Source organism: Burkholderia sp. Bp9031, assembly GCF_003857965.1.
Classification (GTDB): domain Bacteria; phylum Pseudomonadota; class Gammaproteobacteria; order Burkholderiales; family Burkholderiaceae; genus Burkholderia; species Burkholderia ambifaria_A.
Genome location: NZ_QTPW01000009.1, coordinates 147192 through 166579 on the forward strand (window position 1 = coordinate 147192; position 19388 = coordinate 166579).

General features: G+C 68.4%; 20 protein-coding genes. 10 read left to right on the top strand and 10 right to left on the bottom strand.

Annotated features, from left to right (window positions below):
• Positions 1-8: 8 nt before the first annotated feature.
• The 6 genes from DIE15_RS14795 to DIE15_RS14820 all read right to left on the bottom strand — a co-directional run bounded on the left by DIE15_RS14795 (position 9) and on the right by DIE15_RS14820 (position 4574).
• Positions 9-605: a DUF2946 family protein gene (locus DIE15_RS14795; protein WP_124833664.1), complete on the bottom strand. Its 597-nt coding sequence runs from the start codon at positions 603-605 to the stop codon at positions 9-11.
• The gene (locus DIE15_RS14800; RefSeq protein ID WP_057929319.1) at positions 598-1635 is read right to left on the bottom strand and encodes a hydrolase; all 1038 of its coding nucleotides are present in this window, start codon (positions 1633-1635) and stop codon (positions 598-600) included. Before DIE15_RS14800 ends, DIE15_RS14795 begins: the two co-directional genes overlap by 8 nt.
• A 33-nt stretch (positions 1636-1668) precedes the next feature.
• Positions 1669-2115 (bottom strand): nuclear transport factor 2 family protein, encoded by a 447-nt coding sequence (locus tag DIE15_RS14805; protein WP_006749968.1) that lies wholly within the window; start codon positions 2113-2115, stop codon positions 1669-1671.
• A gap of 115 nt (positions 2116-2230) precedes the next feature.
• A complete protein-coding gene (gene waaF / locus DIE15_RS14810) occupies positions 2231-3268 on the bottom strand; it encodes a lipopolysaccharide heptosyltransferase II (RefSeq protein ID WP_057929318.1) in 1038 nt (345 codons plus the stop codon).
• 137 nt (positions 3269-3405) lie between these two features.
• Complete coding sequence (locus DIE15_RS14815; RefSeq protein WP_006749970.1) at positions 3406-3600, bottom strand: zinc-finger domain-containing protein; 195 nt, start codon at positions 3598-3600, stop codon at positions 3406-3408.
• Between the two features lie 50 nt (positions 3601-3650).
• Complete coding sequence (locus DIE15_RS14820) at positions 3651-4574, bottom strand: branched-chain amino acid transaminase (RefSeq protein ID WP_082664882.1); 924 nt, start codon at positions 4572-4574, stop codon at positions 3651-3653.
• A 206-nt stretch (positions 4575-4780) separates the two neighbouring features.
• Between DIE15_RS14820 and DIE15_RS14825 the strand changes: the two genes are divergently transcribed.
• From DIE15_RS14825 to DIE15_RS14835, 3 genes are all read left to right on the top strand, one after another.
• Complete coding sequence (locus DIE15_RS14825) at positions 4781-5536, top strand: AzlC family ABC transporter permease (RefSeq protein WP_057929316.1); 756 nt, start codon at positions 4781-4783, stop codon at positions 5534-5536.
• Complete coding sequence (locus DIE15_RS14830) at positions 5533-5856, top strand: AzlD domain-containing protein (RefSeq protein WP_124833665.1); 324 nt, start codon at positions 5533-5535, stop codon at positions 5854-5856. The genes DIE15_RS14825 and DIE15_RS14830 overlap by 4 nt, the downstream gene beginning before the upstream one ends.
• A gap of 291 nt (positions 5857-6147) precedes the next feature.
• Entirely contained in the window at positions 6148-7344 is a 1197-nt protein-coding gene (locus tag DIE15_RS14835; protein WP_124833666.1) for a phosphoglycerate kinase, read from the top strand.
• A 157-nt stretch (positions 7345-7501) separates the two neighbouring features.
• On the opposite strand, the gene DIE15_RS37685 is transcribed toward DIE15_RS14835, so the two are convergent.
• The gene (locus DIE15_RS37685) at positions 7502-7630 is read right to left on the bottom strand and encodes a hypothetical protein (RefSeq protein ID WP_260428264.1); all 129 of its coding nucleotides are present in this window, start codon (positions 7628-7630) and stop codon (positions 7502-7504) included.
• On the opposite strand from DIE15_RS37685, the gene pyk reads away from it, so the two are divergent.
• The 6 genes from pyk to DIE15_RS14865 all read left to right on the top strand — a co-directional run bounded on the left by pyk (position 7629) and on the right by DIE15_RS14865 (position 14423).
• Entirely contained in the window at positions 7629-9065 is a 1437-nt protein-coding gene (pyk, locus tag DIE15_RS14840) for a pyruvate kinase (RefSeq protein WP_057929313.1), read from the top strand. The genes DIE15_RS37685 and pyk overlap by 2 nt on opposite strands.
• Positions 9066-9375: 310 nt before the next feature.
• Positions 9376-10440, top strand: coding sequence for a class II fructose-bisphosphate aldolase (fba, locus tag DIE15_RS14845; protein ID WP_057929312.1), 1065 nt, complete (start codon positions 9376-9378; stop codon positions 10438-10440).
• A gap of 231 nt (positions 10441-10671) precedes the next feature.
• Positions 10672-11562: a phosphoribosylaminoimidazolesuccinocarboxamide synthase gene (locus DIE15_RS14850; protein WP_057929311.1), complete on the top strand. Its 891-nt coding sequence runs from the start codon at positions 10672-10674 to the stop codon at positions 11560-11562.
• Positions 11563-11577: 15 nt separating this feature from the next.
• A complete protein-coding gene (gene purE, locus DIE15_RS14855; protein WP_012364611.1) occupies positions 11578-12099 on the top strand; it encodes a 5-(carboxyamino)imidazole ribonucleotide mutase in 522 nt (173 codons plus the stop codon).
• An 87-nt stretch (positions 12100-12186) separates the two neighbouring features.
• A complete protein-coding gene (locus DIE15_RS14860; protein ID WP_124833667.1) occupies positions 12187-13383 on the top strand; it encodes a 5-(carboxyamino)imidazole ribonucleotide synthase in 1197 nt (398 codons plus the stop codon).
• Positions 13384-13394: 11 nt separating this feature from the next.
• On the top strand, positions 13395-14423 hold the full coding sequence (locus DIE15_RS14865) for an L-threonylcarbamoyladenylate synthase (RefSeq protein WP_124833668.1): 1029 nt from the start codon (positions 13395-13397) through the stop codon (positions 14421-14423).
• An 84-nt stretch (positions 14424-14507) separates the two neighbouring features.
• Here the strand turns inward: DIE15_RS14865 and DIE15_RS14870 are convergent, their stop codons facing one another.
• The 3 genes from DIE15_RS14870 to dacB form a co-directional block, all read right to left on the bottom strand.
• Positions 14508-15644, bottom strand: a complete 1137-nt coding sequence (locus DIE15_RS14870; RefSeq protein ID WP_124833669.1) for an SGNH/GDSL hydrolase family protein — start codon at positions 15642-15644, stop codon at positions 14508-14510.
• Between the two features lie 94 nt (positions 15645-15738).
• On the bottom strand, positions 15739-16653 hold the full coding sequence (locus DIE15_RS14875; protein ID WP_124833670.1) for a sterol desaturase family protein: 915 nt from the start codon (positions 16651-16653) through the stop codon (positions 15739-15741).
• 355 nt (positions 16654-17008) lie between these two features.
• Positions 17009-18544 (bottom strand): D-alanyl-D-alanine carboxypeptidase/D-alanyl-D-alanine-endopeptidase, encoded by a 1536-nt coding sequence (gene dacB / locus DIE15_RS14880; RefSeq protein WP_057929306.1) that lies wholly within the window; start codon positions 18542-18544, stop codon positions 17009-17011.
• Positions 18545-18725: 181 nt separating this feature from the next.
• Between dacB and DIE15_RS14885 the strand changes: the two genes are divergently transcribed.
• Positions 18726-19388: a response regulator gene (locus DIE15_RS14885; RefSeq protein ID WP_057929305.1), complete on the top strand. Its 663-nt coding sequence runs from the start codon at positions 18726-18728 to the stop codon at positions 19386-19388.

Here is a 19388-nt window from a genome sequence, read left to right on the forward strand (position 1 = left end):
GTTGCGCGTCAGCTTTCGGCGCCGCCGTCCGGCGCGGCGCGGTGCGCCCGCTGCGCGGGGCTCGCGACGAAACCGAACGTCGCCGGCACGTCGACGCACGCGACGTTGCCGAGCGGCAGCGTGCGCCCGTCGCGCCAGCGCAGCACGGGCGGTATCGCGTCGAAGTCCGCATGATCGGCGAACAGGCCGAGGTCGTGGTCGTGCAGCGCGGCGATGCGCGGCGGCGTGCCCACCGCGCGAAACAGCACGCCGCCCGCATCGTCGAGCCACGCGGCGTCCGGCTCGAACGGCGCACCGGTCTGGTCGGCCAGCGTCAGTGCTCCGTCGCGCTCGGCCAGGCGCACGACCCACGGCGTATAGGAGAGCTCGACGTACACGCGCTGCGGCCCGTTCTGGAAGAACCACTGGCCGTGCGCATCGCATTCGTAGTTGCGCCCGATGAACGCGTTGAGCGCCGCATGCCGGATCGGCGAGCCGAGCTCGCCGGCGGCCTGCGCGGCGTCGTCGCGCAGCCGCCACTCGCCGCGCCGGTCGAGCAGCAGCCAGCCGGTGCAGTACGGAACGTTCGGCCATTTGGCGAGGGCCTGCCTGACGATGTCATCCATGGTCGACGAATTTCGAGCAATAGCCGAACACCCGCGCCGACAGCCAGTCGAGGCGGCCGGGGAACGGCCCGGTCATGAATCCCGCGTGGCCGCCGTGCGCGGGCTGGTCGAGCTCGACGGCCGGCGATACGTCGGCGGCGCTCGGCAGCGCGGATTCGGGCAGGAACGGATCGTTGCGGGCGTTGAGGATCAGCGTGGGCACGTCGATCGCGGGCAGCAGCGGGCGCGTCGTGGCCTGCGTCCAGTAGTCGTCGGCGTCGGCGAAGCCGTGCAGCGGCGCGGTCACGACCTCGTCGAAGTCGCGCATCGTCACGGCCCGCAGCATCGCGTCGCGGTCGAACAGCCCCGGATACTGGTCGAGCTTCGCAAGCGCCTTGCGCTTCAGCGTCTTCAGGAAGCTGCGCGTATAGACCATCGCGAAGCCCTGCGACAGCGCGCGGCCGCCCGCATGCACATCGATCGGCGTCGAAATCGCGGCGGCCGCGTGCACGATCGACGTGTCGCTGCGGTGCTCGCCGAGCCAGCGCAGCAGCACATTGCCGCCGAGCGACACGCCGGCCGCGACGACCGGCCCGCGATGCTGCGCGGCAAGCCGGCGCAGGATCCAGTCGACCTCGGCGCTGTCGGCGAGATGGTAGAAGCGCGGCTGCCGGTTCAACTCGCCGCTGCAGCTGCGAAAGTGGGGGACGACCGCGTGCCAGCCCTTCGCGCGCGCCGTGGCCATCATTGCGAGTGCGTAGTGCGAGCCGGAACTGCCTTCGAGGCCGTGGAACAGCACGAACAGCGGCGCGTCGGGCGGCGGCGCGGCACTGTCGAGATGCGCGACCCAGTCGAGATCGATGAAGTCGTGGTCGGGGGTTTCCCATCGCTCTCGCCGGTACGCAACCGCCGGTCGTCGTGCGAACAGCGCGGGCACGATGGTTTGCGCATGGCTGTTCGGCAGCCAGCGTGGTGCGCGATAGCGCAGTGAATCGTCGTCGGGGGCCGGGGCCCCGGTCAGCGGCGAGGTGGGCGGAGAAGCCGTACTCATGATCGCCCCGCTAATGCGTTGCTTCGTTCTTCGTCAGTGCAGCGGACCCTGCCCGTGACGGATCTTCGCGGCGAATTGTCCGGCCGCTTGTTCAGGAATCGGGCTCGCGTGAATATGCGCGATGCGCCACTCGCCACGTTCGTGAATCATCACGTACGTCGCGAAAACCATGTCGGGTTCGGCCGTCAGGTCGGCCTGCTGATGTGCTTCGGCGATCGTATAGACGACGGTGCCGAGGCTGTCGTACACGCGGATGTCGAGCGGTTCGATCGTCACCGGGCGCGTCGCGAGCCGGTTGGCGAGCCCGCTGCGGATCTGGTCGAGGCCATGCAGATGCTCGCCGTCGGCCCAGACGCAGCTGGCGAAGTCCTCGTCGATCCACAACCCCAGCAGCGCGTCGAGATTGGCATCGGCGACGGCCTGGTAGTAGGCGTTCAGCGTATCGGCAGCGGCTTCGAAAAGGCGGGCAAAACGTGGCATCGGGGTTGTCTCTCGCGCGCGTCGCGCGCCGTATTCAGCACGGCGGCCCGGATGGAGCCGCCGTGCACCGGTGAATCGGATTGCCCGGCGCGTCGTGCGACGCTGCCGGTCAGGGTCAGCGCTGCCCGACGAGCATGCCGCGCAAATCGCCGAATACCTGCTCCGGACCGAGTTCGCGCAGACAGTTCAGATGGCCGAGCGGGCACTCGCGTTCGAAGCAGGGACTGCATTCGAGATGCAACCATTGTACCTTCGCCAGCTCGGACAGCGGAGGGGTGTGGCGCGGATCGGTCGATCCGTACAGCGCGACGAGCGGCCGGCGCAGCGCGGCGGCGACGTGCATCAGCCCCGAATCGTTGGTCACGACCGCGTTCGCGCGCGCGATCAGCGCGCACGCCTCGGACAGCGATGTCTGCCCGCACAGGTTGCGCACGTTCGGCGCGTGGTCGGCGATCGCCTGGGCGGCGGCGGCGTCCTTCTGTGAACCGAGCGCGACGATCTGCGTGTACGGGAACGACTGGTGAACGATCGTCGCGAGCGTCGCGAAGTGCTCGGGCGGCCAGCGCTTGGCCGGGCCGTACTCGGCGCCCGGGCAGAACACGACGAGCGGCTTGCGCGTATCGAGGTTGAAACGCGCGGATACGCGCGCCGTCTCGTTGAGATCGGCGTCGAGACGCGGCGCGGGCAGCGTCTTCATCGACTCGGGCAGCTTCGCGCCCGGCGCATACGCGAGCGCCGCGTAGTGCGTCGTCATCGGCGCTCGCTCGGCCGACTTGTCGGGGTTCGCGTGCCGCACGTTCAGCAGGCCGTAGCGGTGCTCGCCCGTGTAGCCGATCCGCAGCGGGATGTTCGCGAGCCACGGGATCACCGCGGACTTCAGCGAATTCGGCAGCACGTACGCCGCGTCGTAGCCGACGTCGCGCAGGTCGCTCGCGAGCTGCCAGCGACGCAGCAGCTGCAGCTTGCCGTGCGCGAGGTCGGTCGCGTAGACATCGTGGATCTCGGGCATCCGCTCGAGCACGGGCGCGACCCAGGTGGGCGCGACGGCATCGATCGCGATGCGGGGATGGAGCTTCTTCAGCAGCGCAAAAAGCGGCTGCGCCATCAATGCGTCACCGATCCAGTTCGGTGCGATAACCAGCGCTCGACGCATCAGGTCGACTTCCGATGTCGTAATGAAGCACGGCGCGCATGCACCGCGTTCGGGTTGTCAGAACAGGAAAAGGGCGGCGCGCCGGAACGCCGGCTGCGCCGCCTCGCGTGCGACGGGCCCGCAGGCCCGGGCCGGGCTCAGTGGCCCTTGACCACCTCGCCGTCGCGCAGCTTGTAGCGCGTGCCGCAGTACGGGCAGCGCGCCTCGCCGTGCGACACGTCGATGAAGACGCGCGGGTGCGCGCTCCAGCGCGCCATGGCCGGGTTCGGGCAGTAAGCGGGAAGATCCTTGGCCGTCAGCTCGACCAGCGGCATTTCCTTGATTTCACTCATGAGACTTTCTCTTATCACTCTTTTGTGGGGCGGTCGGTGGCGCGGCGCGCTCAGACCTTGGTCAGCCAGTGCGCGTACTTCGCGTTCTTGCCCGACACGATATCGAAAAACGCCGACTGGAGCTTTTCCGTGACCGGGCCGCGCGCGCCGCTGCCGATCGTGCGGTTGTCGAGCTCGCGGATCGGCGTGACTTCGGCGGCCGTGCCGGTGAAGAACGCTTCATCGGCCGTGTAGACCTCGTCACGCGTGATGCGCTTCTCGATCACCTCGATGCCGGCGTCCTTCGCGAGCGTGATGACCGTGTCGCGCGTGATGCCGTCGAGGCACGACGCCAGGTCGGGCGTGTACAGCTTGCCGTTGTTCACCAGGAAGAAGTTCTCGCCGGAGCCTTCCGACACGTAGCCGTCGACGTCGAGCAGCAGCGCTTCGTCGTAACCGTCGGCGGTGGCTTCCTGGTTCGCGAGGATCGAGTTCACGTACCAGCCCGACGCCTTCGCGCGGACCATCGACACGTTCACGTGGTGGCGCGTGAACGACGACGTCTTCACGCGGATGCCCTTCGCGAGGCCGTCCTCGCCGAGGTATGCGCCCCACGGCCACGCGGCGATCGCGACGTGGATCGTGTTGCCCTTCGCGGACACGCCGAGCTTTTCCGAGCCGACCCAGATGATCGGGCGCAGGTAGCACGACTCGAGCTTGTTCTCGCGCACGACTTCGAGTTGCGCGGCTTCGAGGGTTTCCCGGTCGAACGGCACGTCCATCTGGAAGATCTTCGCCGAGTTCAGCAGGCGCTTGGTGTGCTCGTGCAGGCGGAAGATCGCGGTGCTGCCGTCGGCCGTCTTGTACGCGCGCACGCCCTCGAAGACGCCCATGCCGTAGTGCAGCGTATGGGTCAGGACGTGGATCTTGGCGTCGCGCCAGTCGATCAGCTTGCCGTCCATCCAGATCTTGCCGTCGCGGTCGGCCATTGACATAGGATTCTCCTGGGAAGCAGTGGTACAGCGGGTTGTGTGCAGCGTTGAGCCGGAAAGACGCTTATTTTAGCGTCATTTGGCGTCGATCCGGTCGGTCGGCTCAGGGCCGGGGCTATAATCGTCCGGCACCGATTCCAATAACGACGGGCCGTGCCGGCAGGAGACGCCGGAGCCCGGACGAACTGCCCGCCGCGGCCCGCTCTCCCATGCTCGCTCGATTGTCCGCCACCGACCGCTTCGCGCTGATCCAGGGCGCGCGCGACTATTCCCCGACACTGATGGCGATCCTGTCCTGGGGGCTCGTCACCGGTGTCGCGATGAGCAAGTCGGTGATGACGCTCGGGCAGGCGAGCGCGATGTCGATCTTCGTCTACGCGGGCTCGTCGCAGCTCGCGGTGCTGCCGCTTCTCGTCGCGAAGCTGCCGATCTGGACGATCCTGCTCACCGCCGCGATGGTCAACATGCGCTTCGTGATCTTCAGCGCCGGGCTTGCTCCCCATTTTTCCTACCTGCCGCTGTGGCGGCGCCTCGCGATCGGCTATTTCAACGGCGACGTGATCTACCTGCTGTTCCAGAAACAGGGCTTTGCGTACGGCCACGTGCCGGGCAAGGAAGCGTATTTCTGGGGGATGGCGCTCGCGAGCTGGGCGTCGTGGCAGGTGTCGTCGCTCGCCGGCATCCTGCTCGCGAGCTTCTTTCCCGCGAGCTGGGGGCTGGAGCTGGCCGGCACGCTCGCGCTGATCCCGATCATGGTGGCGGCGGTCGCGAACCGCTCGACGCTCGCGGCCGTCGCGGTCGCGGGCATCGTGTCGCTGATCGCGTTCGACCTGCCGTACCGGCTCGCGCTGCCGATCGCGGTGCTGGCCGCGCTCGCGGCCGGCTGCACGGCCGACTTCTTCGTCGAACGCGCCGACTGGCGCCGCATCCGCACCGAAACCGTGCACGAAAAGGAAATCGATTGAGCGCGACTGAAATCTGGATCGTGATCGTCGGGATGACGATCGTCACGGCCGTCACACGCGCGCTGTTCCTGCTCGGCGGCGAACGCACCGTGCTGCCCGAGCGCGCGCAGCGCGCGCTGCGCTACGCGCCGGCCGCCGCGCTCGTCGCGGTCGTCCTGCCCGACGTGCTCGAGACGCCGGCCGGGCTGTCGTTCGCGCTGTCCAACCATCCGTTCTATGCGGCGCTCGCCGGGCTCGGCTGGTTTTTGTGGCGGCGCAGCATGCTCGGTACGATCATCGTCGGAATGCTCGTTTTCACGGTGCTGCGACTGATCTTCTGACGAACTGCCACGCTACTGCCACGCCGGTTGGCCCGGCAACGGCCGTCAACGCTGGTGTATTGTTGCGTTGCGGCAATATGTCGGCGACCGCGTCCGATCTCAAATAGGCGGAATTCGCCGCCGCACCGGCCAGTCTGCCGGATGGATCGGCTAGAATGCCCGTTCGAGATTTTTTACCCGTGCGCGTCATGCGAACCGCCAGCCACGGCCGCATCCGGCGCCCTTTCGCGGCAGCCCGCGCACGTCCAGCGTGACCCCCTTTTCCCCATCCACTACTTCAATCTGTTCAACATGAGCCAAGTCAAGCGTCTTACCGACCTGATCGCCGCCGGCCAGCTCGCCGGCAAGCGGGTGTTCATCCGCGCCGACCTGAACGTCCCGCAGGACGATCACGGCAACATCACCGAAGACACGCGCGTGCGCGCGTCCGTGCCGGCCATCCAGGCCGCGCTCGACGCCGGCGCGGCCGTGATGGTCACGTCGCACCTCGGCCGTCCGACCGAAGGCGAATTCAAGCCGGAAGACTCGCTCGCGCCGGTCGCGAAGCGCCTCGCCGAGCTGCTTGGCCGTGATGTGCCGCTCGTCTCGAACTGGGTCGAGAACGGCGTGAACGTCGCGCCGGGCCAGGTCGTGCTGCTCGAGAACTGCCGCGTGAACAAGGGCGAGAAGAAGAATTCGGACGAGCTCGCCCAGAAAATGGCGAAGCTCTGCGACGTGTACGTGAACGACGCGTTCGGCACCGCGCACCGCGCCGAGGCGACCACCCACGGGATCGCGAAGTACGCGCCGGTCGCGTGCGCGGGCCCGCTGCTGGCCGCCGAACTCGACGCGCTCGGCAAGGCGCTCGGCAACCCGGCGCGTCCGCTGGTTGCGATCGTCGCGGGCTCGAAGGTGTCGACCAAGCTGACGATCCTCAAGTCGCTGGCCGGGAAGGTCGACCAGCTGATCGTCGGCGGCGGCATTGCGAACACGTTCATGCTCGCGGCTGGCCTGTCGATCGGCAAGTCGCTCGCGGAAGCCGATCTCGTTGCCGAGGCGAAGGCGATCATCGACGAAGCGCGCGAGCGCGGCGCGTCGGTGCCGATCCCGACCGACGTCGTGACGGCCAAGGAATTCTCGCCGACGGCCGCGGCCACGGTGAAGCAGGTCGCTGGCATCGAAGCGGACGACATGATCCTCGACATCGGCCCCGATACGGCCAAGGCGCTCGCGAGCCAGCTCGAGAAGGCCGGCACGATCGTGTGGAACGGCCCGGTCGGCGTGTTCGAGTTCGACCAGTTCGGCAACGGCACCAAGACGCTCGCCGAAGCGATCGCCAAATCGTCCGCGTTTTCGATCGCGGGCGGCGGCGATACGCTCGCGGCCATCGCGAAGTACGGCATCCACGACCAGGTCAGCTACATCTCGACGGGCGGCGGCGCCTTCCTCGAGTTCCTCGAGGGGAAGAAGCTGCCGGCGGTGGAAGTGCTCGAAACGCGGGCGGCCTGAGCGTGGCGGCGCGCGCAGGGGTGACGAGGGCCGCGCGCTCCGCGAAAGCGGAGCAGCCGGCCGGCACGGGCAAGCGCAAACGCGCGCCCGCGCGGGCGAACTCGGCCCCGCGCGCACCGGCGGCTGCCGGCGACGCGGCCGTACAGCACCACGAGATTCAGAACAAAGCGATGCCGGGCGCAAGCACCGGCACGCTCCCCGGAACGGCCGCCGCTGGGCTCGCCGATTCCGGCTCTCGCAGCGTTTCACCCAGCGCATCCACCTTGATCCAGATGAGGAGTTTCATGCAGCGCGCCACCAAGATAGTCGCCACGATCGGCCCGGCTTCCAGTTCGCCGGAGATTCTGCTGCAGATGATGCAGGCGGGCCTCGACGTCGTGCGGCTCAATTTTTCGCACGGCACGGCCGACGATCACCGCCAGCGCGCCGAGATGGTGCGCGAGGCCGCCCGCAGGGTCGGCCGCGAGATCGCGATCATGGCCGACCTCCAGGGCCCGAAGATCCGCGTCGGCAAGTTCGAGAACGGCAAGACGACGCTGACGCCGGGCCAGGCCTTCATCCTCGACGCGGGCTGCGAGCTCGGCAACGACGAGCGGGTCGGCCTCGACTACAAGGAACTGCCGCGTGACCTGAAGCCGGGCGACCTGCTGCTGCTGAACGACGGCCTGATCGTGCTGACCGTCGAGCGCGTGCTCGGCGACGAGATCCACACGATCGTCAAGGTGGGCGGCGAGCTGTCGAACAACAAGGGGATCAACCGCCAGGGCGGCGGCCTGTCGGCACCCGCGCTGACCGCGAAGGACATGGAGGACATCCGCACGGCAATGTCGCTCGGCGCGGATCTCGTCGCGGTGTCGTTTCCGAAGAACGCGACCGACATGGAAATGGCGCGCCAGCTCGCGAACATCGCGGGCGCGCCGTACGGCATCAAGCCGAAGATGATCGCGAAGATCGAGCGCGCGGAGGCGATTCCGGCGCTGCAGAGCATTCTCGATGCGTCCGACGGGATCATGGTCGCGCGCGGCGACCTCGCGGTGGAAGTCGGCAACGCGGCCGTGCCGGCGCTGCAGAAGCGCATGATCCGGATGGCGCGCGAGTCGAACAAGCTCGTGATCACCGCGACGCAGATGATGGAATCGATGATCCACGCGCCCGTGCCGACCCGCGCGGAAGTGTCGGACGTCGCGAACGCGGTGCTCGACGGCACCGACGCGGTGATGCTGTCGGCCGAGACGGCCGCCGGCAAGTACCCGGTCGTCACGATCGAGACGATGGCGGCCGTGTGCGTCGAGGCGGAAAAGTCCGAGCACGTCGAGCTGGACAAGGATTTCCTCGACCGCACGTTCACGCGGATCGACCAGTCGATCGCGATGGGCGCGCTGTTCACCGCATACCACCTCGGCGCGAAGGCGATCATCGCGCTGACCGAATCGGGTGCGACCGCGCTGTGGATGTCGCGTCACTACACGCACGTGCCGATCTTCGCGCTGACGCCGCGCGTCGGCAGCGAGCGCACGATGGCGCTGTACCGCAACGTGACGCCGCTGCACGTCGACTTCAACAGCGACCGCGACTCGGCGCTGCAGGCGGCGCTCGAGATCGTCGTCAAGCAGGGCTACGTGCAGCACGGCGACATGGTCGTGCTGACCGTCGGCGAGCCGATGGGGCAGGCGGGCGGCACCAATACGCTGAAGATCGTGCGGGTCGGCGAGCATTACTGAGCGCCGGCGTGCGCCGGGCCGGTCCGTCGACCGGCCGCCCGAGCTGATCGGGCGCCGTTTTTCAGATGAAAGCCGCGTGGGGTCTGATGCCCCGCGCGGCTTTTTTTCTGTTTTTTGCCCGGATTGTGCCGTGCGAAGGTAACAAATTGCGAGTACGCGCCACCGGGCGGTCGGAATCGGAGGCGCTTCGCGATAAAATGCGGCTATTCGACGCCCAGCCGCGCCGTGTCCGTGCCGCCCCGGCTTCGACGGGGGGTGAGCGCCGCGCCGGCGTCAGGGCGCACCGGTTTTCATTCCAAGGAGTTCCACAATGCCTCTCGTATCAATGCGTCAATTGCTGGACCACGCGGCAGAGCACGGTTACGGCCTGCCGGCCTTCAACGTGAACAACCTGGAGCAGGTCCAGGCGATCATGGCGGCGGCGGATCAGGTCGGCGCGCCCGTGATCATGCAGGCATCGGCCGGCGCGCGTAAGTACGCAGGCGAGCCGTTCCTGCGCCACCTGATCGAAGCGGCGGTCGAGTCGTATCCGCACATCCCGGTCGTGATGCACCAGGACCATGGCCAGTCGCCGGCGGTCTGCATGGGCGCGATCCGCAGCGGCTTCACCAGCGTGATGATGGACGGTTCGCTCGAAGCCGACGGCAAGACGGTCGCCTCGTACGAATACAACGTCGACGTGTCGCGCAAGGTCGTCGAGATGGCGCACTCGATCGGCGTGACGGTCGAAGCCGAACTCGGCGTGCTCGGCTCGCTCGAGACGATGAAGGGCGACAAGGAAGACGGCCACGGCGCGGAAGGCACGATGACCCGCGAGCAGCTGTTGACCGATCCGGAGCAGGCCGCCGACTTCGTGAAACTCACGCAGTGTGACGCGCTCGCGATCGCGATCGGCACGTCGCACGGCGCGTACAAGTTCTCGAAGAAGCCGACGGGCGACATCCTGTCGATCCAGCGCATCAAGGAAATCCACGCACGCATCCCGAACACGCACCTGGTGATGCACGGTTCGTCGTCGGTGCCGCAGGAACTGCTGGCCGAGATCCGCGAATTCGGCGGCGACATGAAGGAAACCTACGGCGTGCCGGTCGAGGAAATCCAGGAAGGCATCAAGCACGGCGTGCGCAAGATCAACATCGATACCGACCTGCGTCTCGCGATCACCGGCGCGATCCGCCGCTACCTGTTCGAGAACCCGGGCAAGTTCGATCCGCGCGACTACCTGAAGCCCGCGCGCGAAGCGGCGAAGAAGGTCTGCGTCGACCGCTTCCTCGCGTTCGGCTGCGAAGGCCAGGCCGCGAAAATCAAGCCGGTGTCGCTCGACAAGATCGCCGAACAGTACAAGTCCGGCGCGCTCGCACAGGTCGTGCGCTGAGACTGTAGTACGATTGCCCCGCCCGGTTTCGCGCCGGGCCGGGGCCGACTGCCTTGGGGCCGGATCGGATCCGGCTTCGGCAGCCGTTCCGTCCGGCCGAACGAGGGCCGGCCGGCAACCGACGGGCGTGATCTCCCAGCGGTTCGCCGACGCATTGCAAGACCGCCGTTCCCGCCTGCCGCGGGGAACGGCGTTTCCCTTTTTGTTTGGCTCCTTATCTGCGAAAAGACGATGTCTACCCTTTACGAATCCACGCTCCGCTCGCTGCCGCTCCTCGGTCGCGGCAAGGTCCGCGACAACTACGCGGTCGGCAACGACAAGCTCCTGATCGTCACGACCGATCGCCTGTCGGCATTCGACGTGATCATGGGCGAGCCGATTCCGAACAAGGGCCGCGTGCTGAACCAGATGGCGAACTTCTGGTTCGACAAGCTCGCGCACATCGTGCCGAACCACCTGACGGGCGACGCGCCTGAAGCGGTCGTCGCGGCCGACGAGGTCGAGCAGGTCAAGGGCCGCGCCGCGGTCGTCAAGCGCCTCGAGCCGATCATGATCGAAGCGGTCGTGCGCGGCTACCTGGCCGGCAGCGGCTGGAAGGAATACCAGGCATCGGGCGCCGTGTGCGGCGTGCAGCTGCCGGAAGGCCTGCAGAACGCGCAGAAGCTGCCCGAGCCGATCTTCACGCCGGCCGCGAAGGCCGAGCTCGGCGAGCACGACGAGAACATCACGTTCGAGGAAACCGAGCGCCGCATCGGCACCGAGCTGGCCGCGACGATTCGCGACATCTCGATCAAGCTGTACAAGGAAGCGGCCGACTACGCGGCGACGCGCGGCATCATCATCGCCGACACGAAGTTCGAATTCGGCCTCGACAACCACGGCAAGTTGTACCTGATGGACGAAGTGCTGACGGCCGATTCGTCGCGCTTCTGGCCGGCAGACCAGTACGAAGTCGGCACCAACCCGCCGTCGTTCGACAAGCAGTTCGTGCGCGACTGGCTCGAGGCGCAGCCGTGGGGCAAGACCGCGCCGGCACCGGCGCTGCCGGCCGACGTCGTCGAGAAGACGGCCGCGAAGTACCAGGAAGCGCTCGAGCGCATCACCGGCCAGCCGCTTGCCTGAGAGAGAACGCACGAAATGAGTGAAGTCCAGACTGCCCACACGCACAGCGCGCCGCTCGTCGGCGTGCTGATGGGTTCGAGTTCCGACTGGGACGTGATGAAGAACGCGGTCGCGATCCTGCAGGAATTCGGCGTGCCGTACGAAGCGAAGGTCGTGTCCGCGCACCGGATGCCCGACGAGATGTTCGACTATGCGGAGAAGGCGCGCGAGCGCGGGCTGCGCGCGATCATCGCGGGCGCCGGCGGTGCCGCGCACCTGCCCGGCATGCTGGCCGCGAAAACCACGGTGCCGGTGCTCGGCGTGCCGGTCGCGAGCAAGTACCTGAAGGGCGTCGATTCGCTGCACTCGATCGTGCAGATGCCGAAGGGCGTGCCGGTCGCGACGTTCGCGATCGGCGAGGCCGGCGCCGCGAATGCCGCGCTGTTCGCGGTGTCGATCCTGTCCGGCACGTCGGTCGACTATGCGAACCGGCTCGCCGCGTTCCGCGTGCGTCAGAACGAAGCCGCGCACGCGATGGTGCTGCCGCCGCTGGCTTGACGGCGCACCGGCGGCCGCACTGCCATTCCAGCGGCCACCCGACCTCCCCACTGCGGCGGGCAGCGCCCGCCGCGACCGATCACTGACATGACCGCAACTCCTGATTCCGTTTCCCCGATCCTGCCCGGCGCGTGGCTGGGCATGGTCGGCGGTGGCCAGCTCGGCCGCATGTTCTGCTTTGCCGCCCAGTCGATGGGCTATCGCGTCGCCGTGCTTGATCCCGACCCGACGAGCCCCGCCGGCGCGGTCGCCGACCGCCACCTGCGCGCGGCCTACGACGACGAAGCCGCGCTCGCCGAACTGGCCGACCTGTGCGATGCCGTGTCGACGGAGTTCGAGAACGTGCCGGCCGCGAGCCTCGATTTCCTCGCGCGCACGACGTTCGTCGCGCCGGCCGGCCGCTGCGTCGCGGTCGCGCAGGACCGGATCGCGGAGAAGCGTTTCATCGAGGCCTCCGGCGTGCCGGTCGCGCCGCACGTCGTGATCGAATCGGCGGCGGCACTCGCCGCGCTCGACGATGCCGCGCTCGGCGCGGTGCTGCCGGGCATCCTGAAGACGGCGCGCCTCGGCTACGACGGCAAGGGCCAGGTGCGCGTGGGCACCGTGCAGGAAGCGCGCGACGCGCATGCGGCGCTCGGCGGCGTGCCGTGCGTGCTCGAAAAGCGCCTGCCGCTCAAATACGAAGTGTCCGCGCTGATCGCGCGCGGCGCGGACGGCCGCTCGGCCGCATTCCCGCTCGCGCAGAACGTGCATCACAACGGCATCCTCGCGCTGACCGTCGTGCCGGCGCCGGCCGCCGATGCCGCGCGTGTCGAAGAGGCGCAGCAGGCGGCCGTCCGGATCGCCGATACGCTCGGCTACGTCGGCGTGCTGTGCGTCGAATTCTTCGTGCTGGAAGACGGCTCGTTCGTTGCGAACGAAATGGCGCCGCGCCCGCACAACTCCGGCCACTACACGGTCGATGCGTGCGCAACGAGCCAGTTCGAGCAGCAGGTGCGCGCGATGACGCGCATGCCGCTCGGCAACCCGCGCCAGCATTCGCCGGCCGCGATGCTGAACATCCTCGGCGACGTGTGGTTCCCGAACGGCGGCGCGGCCGAAGCCGTCACGCCGCCGTGGGACACGGTCGCCGCGATGCCGGCCGCGCACCTGCATCTGTACGGCAAGGAAGAAGCGCGCGTCGGCCGCAAGATGGGCCACGTGAACTTCACGGCCGAGACGCGCGACGAGGCCGTCGCCGCCGCCACCGCGTGCGCGCAGCTGCTGCGCGTGGCGATCGACTGAGGCGCCGGCCGATGTCCATCGATCTCCCGCACGCCGTGACGCCCGCGCAGATCGACGCGGCTGCCGCGCTGCTCGACGCGGGGCAGCTCGTCGCATTCCCGACCGAAACCGTCTACGGGCTCGGCGGCGACGCGGCGAATCCCGAAGCCGTCGCGCGCATCTACGCGGCGAAAGGGCGCCCGGCGAACCATCCGGTGATAGTGCATCTGCCGCCCGGCGGGGATCCGGGCTACTGGGCCGACGACCTGCCGGCCGATGCGAAGGCGCTGATCGATGCGTTCTGGCCGGGCCCGCTCACGCTGATCCTGAAACGCCATGCGCGCATCCCGGACGCCGTGAGCGGCGGCCAGGATTCGGTCGGCCTGCGCTGCCCGTCGCATCCGGTCGCGCAGGCGCTGCTGGCCGCGTTCAGCGCGCGGCGCGGCGGTCACGGCGGTGTCGCCGCGCCGTCCGCGAATCGCTTCGGCCACGTGAGCCCGACCACCGCACAGCACGTGCGCGACGAATTCGGCGACACGGTTCACGTGCTCGACGGCGGTCCGTCCGAAGTCGGCATCGAATCGACGATCCTCGACCTGTCGCGCGGCTTCCCGGCGCTGCTGCGCCCGGGCCACGTGACGCCGCAGCAGATCGCCGACGTGCTCGGCCGCGCGCCGCGCCTGCCCGACGGCAGCGACGCGACCGCGCCGCGCGCGTCCGGCACGCTGAAGGCGCATTACGCGCCGCGCACGCCGCTCGCGCTGCTGCCGTTCGAGGCGCTCGAGCCGCTGCTCGCGGCCGCGCAGACCGATGGCGAACGCGTTGCGCTCGTCGCACGCGCGTCGCGCGCGGGACGCTGGGCACAGGCCGACGGCGTGCATTTCGTCGCGGCGCCCGAAGATCCACAGGCGTATGCGCGCGACCTGTACGGCATGCTGCGCGCGCTCGACCGCGCGCAGGTCGCACGCATCCTCGTGGAGAAGCTGCCCGAGACCGTCGAGTGGATCGCGGTCAACGATCGTCTCGGTCGTGCGGCCGCGGCGTTCGAAGCGCACGACTGACGCAGCGTTTCGCATCGTCCGGAACAAAAAACGCCCGACCGGCGAACCGGTCGGGCGTTTTCGTTTGCGCGCGTGGCGGGCCGCTTACTTGCCGACGCCCGATGCCGCGATCTGCTGCTCGGCGTATTGCGCGAACAGCGCGTGCAGGCGCGTCGTCGGGTGGACCGTGTCGGCGAACATGTAGGTCTGGTCCGCGTTGGCGGTCGTGTAGGTCTGCGGCGAACAGAACAGCGACGAGCCGAAGGCGGTTGCATCCGCGACGCCGTACTGGGTCGCGGCCGCGACCATCGCCTTCAGGTTGCACGCGGTGTCGGTGTTCGACACGCTGAAGCCGTTCGCCTGGTAGTTCGCCGCGATGCCGTCCTGCCACTTGAACGAATCGAGCATCGCGTACTTCGTCGTGTCGACCTTCAGTGCAACGAGCGTGCCGACCAGCGCCTGGTTGAAGAGCCCCGACAGCTGCGTGAACGCGGCCTGCGTGCCGCCCTGCAGCGCGAGCGGCGTGCTGCCGATGTCCGGCACGTTCGCGACGAACACGTGCGACGCACCGGCCGCGACGATCTGCTGGACGATGCCGCCGAGCTGCTGAGCGGCGAGGCCGATCGCCTGCGCGGCCGCGAGCTGCGCGGCCGGCGTGTTGCCTTGCGCCTGCGCGACCTGTGCCTGATAGAAGATGTCGTTCGCGCCGCCGTTGATCAGCACGATCTGGCCGGCGTTGAAGCTGCCGTGCTGCGACAGGTACTGCTTGACCTGGTCGGCGATCGGCGTCGTGGTTGCCTGCGCGTAGTCGGGGTTCGGCACGCTCGACGCCGCGTGGCCGATGCCCGGCTGCAGCGTCACGCGCGAGCCGCCCTGTGCGTAGCCGAGGCCGCCCATGGCCTGCAGCGGGACGCCGAAGCCGCCCTGGTTCGCGGGCTGCAGCGTGTCGCCGTAGTACTGCGCGACGTCCTGCGTCCACACCTGACCGGGGTTGGTCGTGAAGCGGCCGCCGCCGAAGCCGAGCTTGATCTGCGAGTAGGTACCGACGTCCGACAGGCTGTCGCCGAACGACACGATCTGCATTTTCACGCCGGACGGCGGCGTGTTCGACGCGCTGTTGTTGTTGTCGTCACCGCCGCCGCACGCGGCGAGCAGGGCGAGCGCGGCGCCCGCGATTGCGACCTGCGCGGTGCGCAGCAGGCGTTGACGGTTGCGCGACGGAGTGGATTGTCGTGACTGCATCGATGGATCTCCTCGTAGATATGGCCCGATGTGTTGTGCATCTGCCGTGTGCCCGCTCAGGTTCAGGCTGCACGGCGGCCGTTGGCTGAAGCGGTTATTGGTCGCGCACGGCCGCGAGCGGCGTGGTGCGCGGATCGTGGTTTGCGGCCTCGGCGATCTGCGCATGATAAGCGCTCGCCCATTCGGGCGGGCCGAAAATCGCGCGCAGCTTGTTGCGCCATCCGTCGACGCGCAGCGCGTCGGCCGCCATCGACGCCCACTCGTGAAACGTCGCGACGAGCGGGTTGTTCGAGCCGAGCGGCTCGACGATTCCGTATTGCGGCGGATCGTCGGGCGACTCCTCGACGTAGCTGCCGAACAGGCGGTCCCAGATCACCAGTACACCTGCGTAATTGCGGTCGATGTAGCGCGGGTTGCGTGCATGATGCGCGCGATGGATCGACGGCGTGTTGAGCACGTATTCGAGCCAGCCGAGCTTGCCGATCGCCTGCGTGTGCACGAAGAACTGGAACGCGAGATTGATCAGCACGACGCCGACGATCTGCTGCGGCGGAAAGCCGAGGAACGCGAGCGGCAGCCAGAACGCCCACATGCCCGCGACCGGATACATCAGGCTCTGCCGGAACGCGGTCGAGAAATTCATCCGCTCGGACGAGTGGTGCACGACGTGCGCGGCCCACAGCCAGCGCACGCGATGGCTCGCGCGATGGAACACGTAGTAGAGGAAATCCTGGCCGACGAACAGCACGACGAACGACAGCCAGCCGTCGTGCCACGTGAACAACCGAAAATGTGCGTAGCAGTACGCATAAACGGGGATCACGAACAGCCACGCGAGCTTGTCGGCGCCCTGGTGCATCAGCGCGAGCACCGCATTGCACAGCGTGTCGCGCCACGCATAGACAGGGTCCTGCGCACGCGTGCGGGCGAGGTGCCAGGCCTCCCACGCGATGCACAGCAGGAAGACGGGCGCCAGCGCGAGCAGAAGCAATTCGACGTCGAATCGCATGGACGTGTCTCCTCCTTTCCCCTGCAAGCCGTGAGGCCGGGCGCATGGCCCGTTGTAGATATCGGTCAGGCCAACAGCCTACGCAATCGCAACGCGCTAGGCGAGGGGGCAGCGTAGAGGGTTCCCTCTGAGGACAGGGTTTCTACGGAAACCATGCGCAACGGGGCCGTGCGGTGCGGCCCCTTTTTTGTGGGCAGGATGGGCCGGCGGTGCGCGGCGTGCCGCCGGCCGAGGCCGTTTCAAACCGCGACGGGCGAAGTCCCGGGGGCCGCGGGCTTCGAAAGCCGGTATCGCCCCGCGCTCGACGCAAGCCGGTCGCGGGGCACGGGTGCGCCGCGTCGCGGTGCGTGCGTCGTCAGCGCGCGCCCGCGTAGACCCATTCGAGCAGCGTGTCGTGCGCGGCGCGCGCGGCTTCCGCGTGATCGTCGTTGATGAAGCTGACGACGATGTAGCTCTGCCCGTCGGCACCCGCGACGTAGCCCGCGATCGCGCGCACGTCGCGCAGCGTGCCGGTCTTGATGTGCGCGTTGCCGAGCACGCCGGCGTTGGTCAGGCGGTTCTTCATCGTGCCGTCGATGCCGGCGATCGGCAGCGAATCGACGAACGCCTGTGCGACGGGGCTCGCGTTCGCGGCCTGCAGCAGCGCGGCGAGCGACAGCGCGCTCACGTGCTCGTCGCGCGACAGCCCCGAGCCGTTCTCGAGCTCGAGGTCGGGCATCGCGATCCCGCTCTTCTGCAGGAACGCGTGAATCGCGCGGCTCGACTGCTCGGGGGTGGCGGGCGGCTTGCCGGCGACCGCGCCGATCGTCAGGAACAGGTTGCGCGCCATCACGTTGTTGCTGAACTTGTTGATGTCGTAGACGATGCTGCCGAGCACGGGGCTGTGATGGACGGCCAGCGGGCGCGCGGTGGTCGGCACTTTGCCTTCGCTGACCGGTCCCGCGATCGTGCCGCCGTCCTGCTGCCACAGCGCGAGGAAGCCGCGCGCGAAGAACGCCGTGTGATCGAGAATCGCGAGGTTGGTCGTGTGCGCGCCGCAACGCAGCGGATAGTCGCCGGCGAACGACGCGGTCATGATGCCGCCGCCGCCGGCCGACAGCGTCGGACGCGCGGCCGTGGCGGCTGCGCCGCACGATCCGCTACCTTCGTACAGCTGATTGTCGATCGACAGGTTCGCGAGCGGCGGCAGCACGTCGACGGCGACCTTGCCGTCGTCACCCGGCGTGACCGTGAACGACACGGCCTTGAACGCGTACAGCAGCGGATCGGGGCCGACGTTGTACGGTGCGCTCACGTCGTCGTCAAACGATGGCAGGTCGCGCGTCGACGCGGCAAAATAGCTTTTGTCGAGCACGAGGCCGCCGGCCACGCGCTTGACGCCCGCCTTGCGGAGCTTGTCGACGAGGTCGATCAGTTCCTCGGGCACGAGCTTCGGATCGCCGGTGCCCTTGATGTACAGGTTGCCCTGCAGCGTGCCGTCCGGATCGATCGAGCCGTCCGAATACGCGGTGGTGCGCCAGCGGAAGTCGGGGCCGAGGATCGATAGGCCCGAGAAGGTCGTGACGAGCTTCATCGTCGACGCCGGCAACATCGGCCGACTCGCGTTCCATGCGATCAGCGGTTCGGGATCGCCGACGCGCTCGACGACGACGCTCATCGCCGATGCCGGTACCTTCGCGCGCTGCAGCGCGACGAGCACGGACGCCGGCAGGCCGGCCGCGCGCGCGGCCGGCGACACGACGGCGGTCTTGCGCGCTTCCTTGTGAGGCTTCTTGCGGGCCTGCGCGGACGGTGCGAACGCAAGGGCCGTGCAGGTGGCGACGACGGCGGCCGCGCGCAGGCAGAGACGGGCGCGCGGCGCGAACCGGGCGGAAAGAGCGGAAATCGGCATGGGCGAATACGGGAAAAGCACGGGTTCGGGCAGGGCGCTAGCGGCGCCGGAGCGCACATTGTAGAGACAAGTGCGGACACGCCCCTTGCAATCCGCCTTTCTGTTGCATTGCAGGGGGCACATGCGATTCGCGGCGCTACAATGGTCGCCATGTTTTACTCGCCCATGGGTTCCAGTTCCGATGCGGATTCTGCTTGTTGAAGACGATCGAATGATTGCCGAGGGCGTGCGCAAGGCGTTGCGCGCCGACGGCTTCGCGGTCGACTGGGTGCAGGACGGCGACGCGGCGCTCACGGCGCTCGGCGGCGAGGCGTACGACCTGCTGCTGCTCGATCTCGGCCTGCCGAAGCGCGACGGCATCGACGTGCTGCGCACGCTGCGCGCGCGCGGGCTGTCGCTGCCGGTGCTGATCGTCACCGCACGCGATGCGGTCGCCGACCGCGTGAAGGGCCTCGACGCGGGCGCCGACGACTACCTCGTCAAGCCGTTCGACCTCGACGAACTGGGCGCGCGGATGCGCGCGCTGATCCGCCGCCAGGCGGGGCGCAGCGAGTCGCTGATCCGCCACGGCGCGCTCACGCTCGATCCCGCGGCACACCAGGTGACGCTCGACGGCGCGCCCGTCGCGCTGTCCGCGCGCGAGTTCGCGCTGCTCGAGGCGCTGCTCGCGCGGCCCGGCGCGGTGCTGTCGAAGAGCCAGCTCGAGGAGAAGATGTACGGCTGGGGCGAGGAGATCGGCAGCAACACGGTCGAGGTCTACATCCACGCGTTGCGCAAGAAGCTCGGCTCCGACCTGATCCGCAACGTGCGCGGTCTCGGCTACATGGTCGTCAAGGAAAGCTGA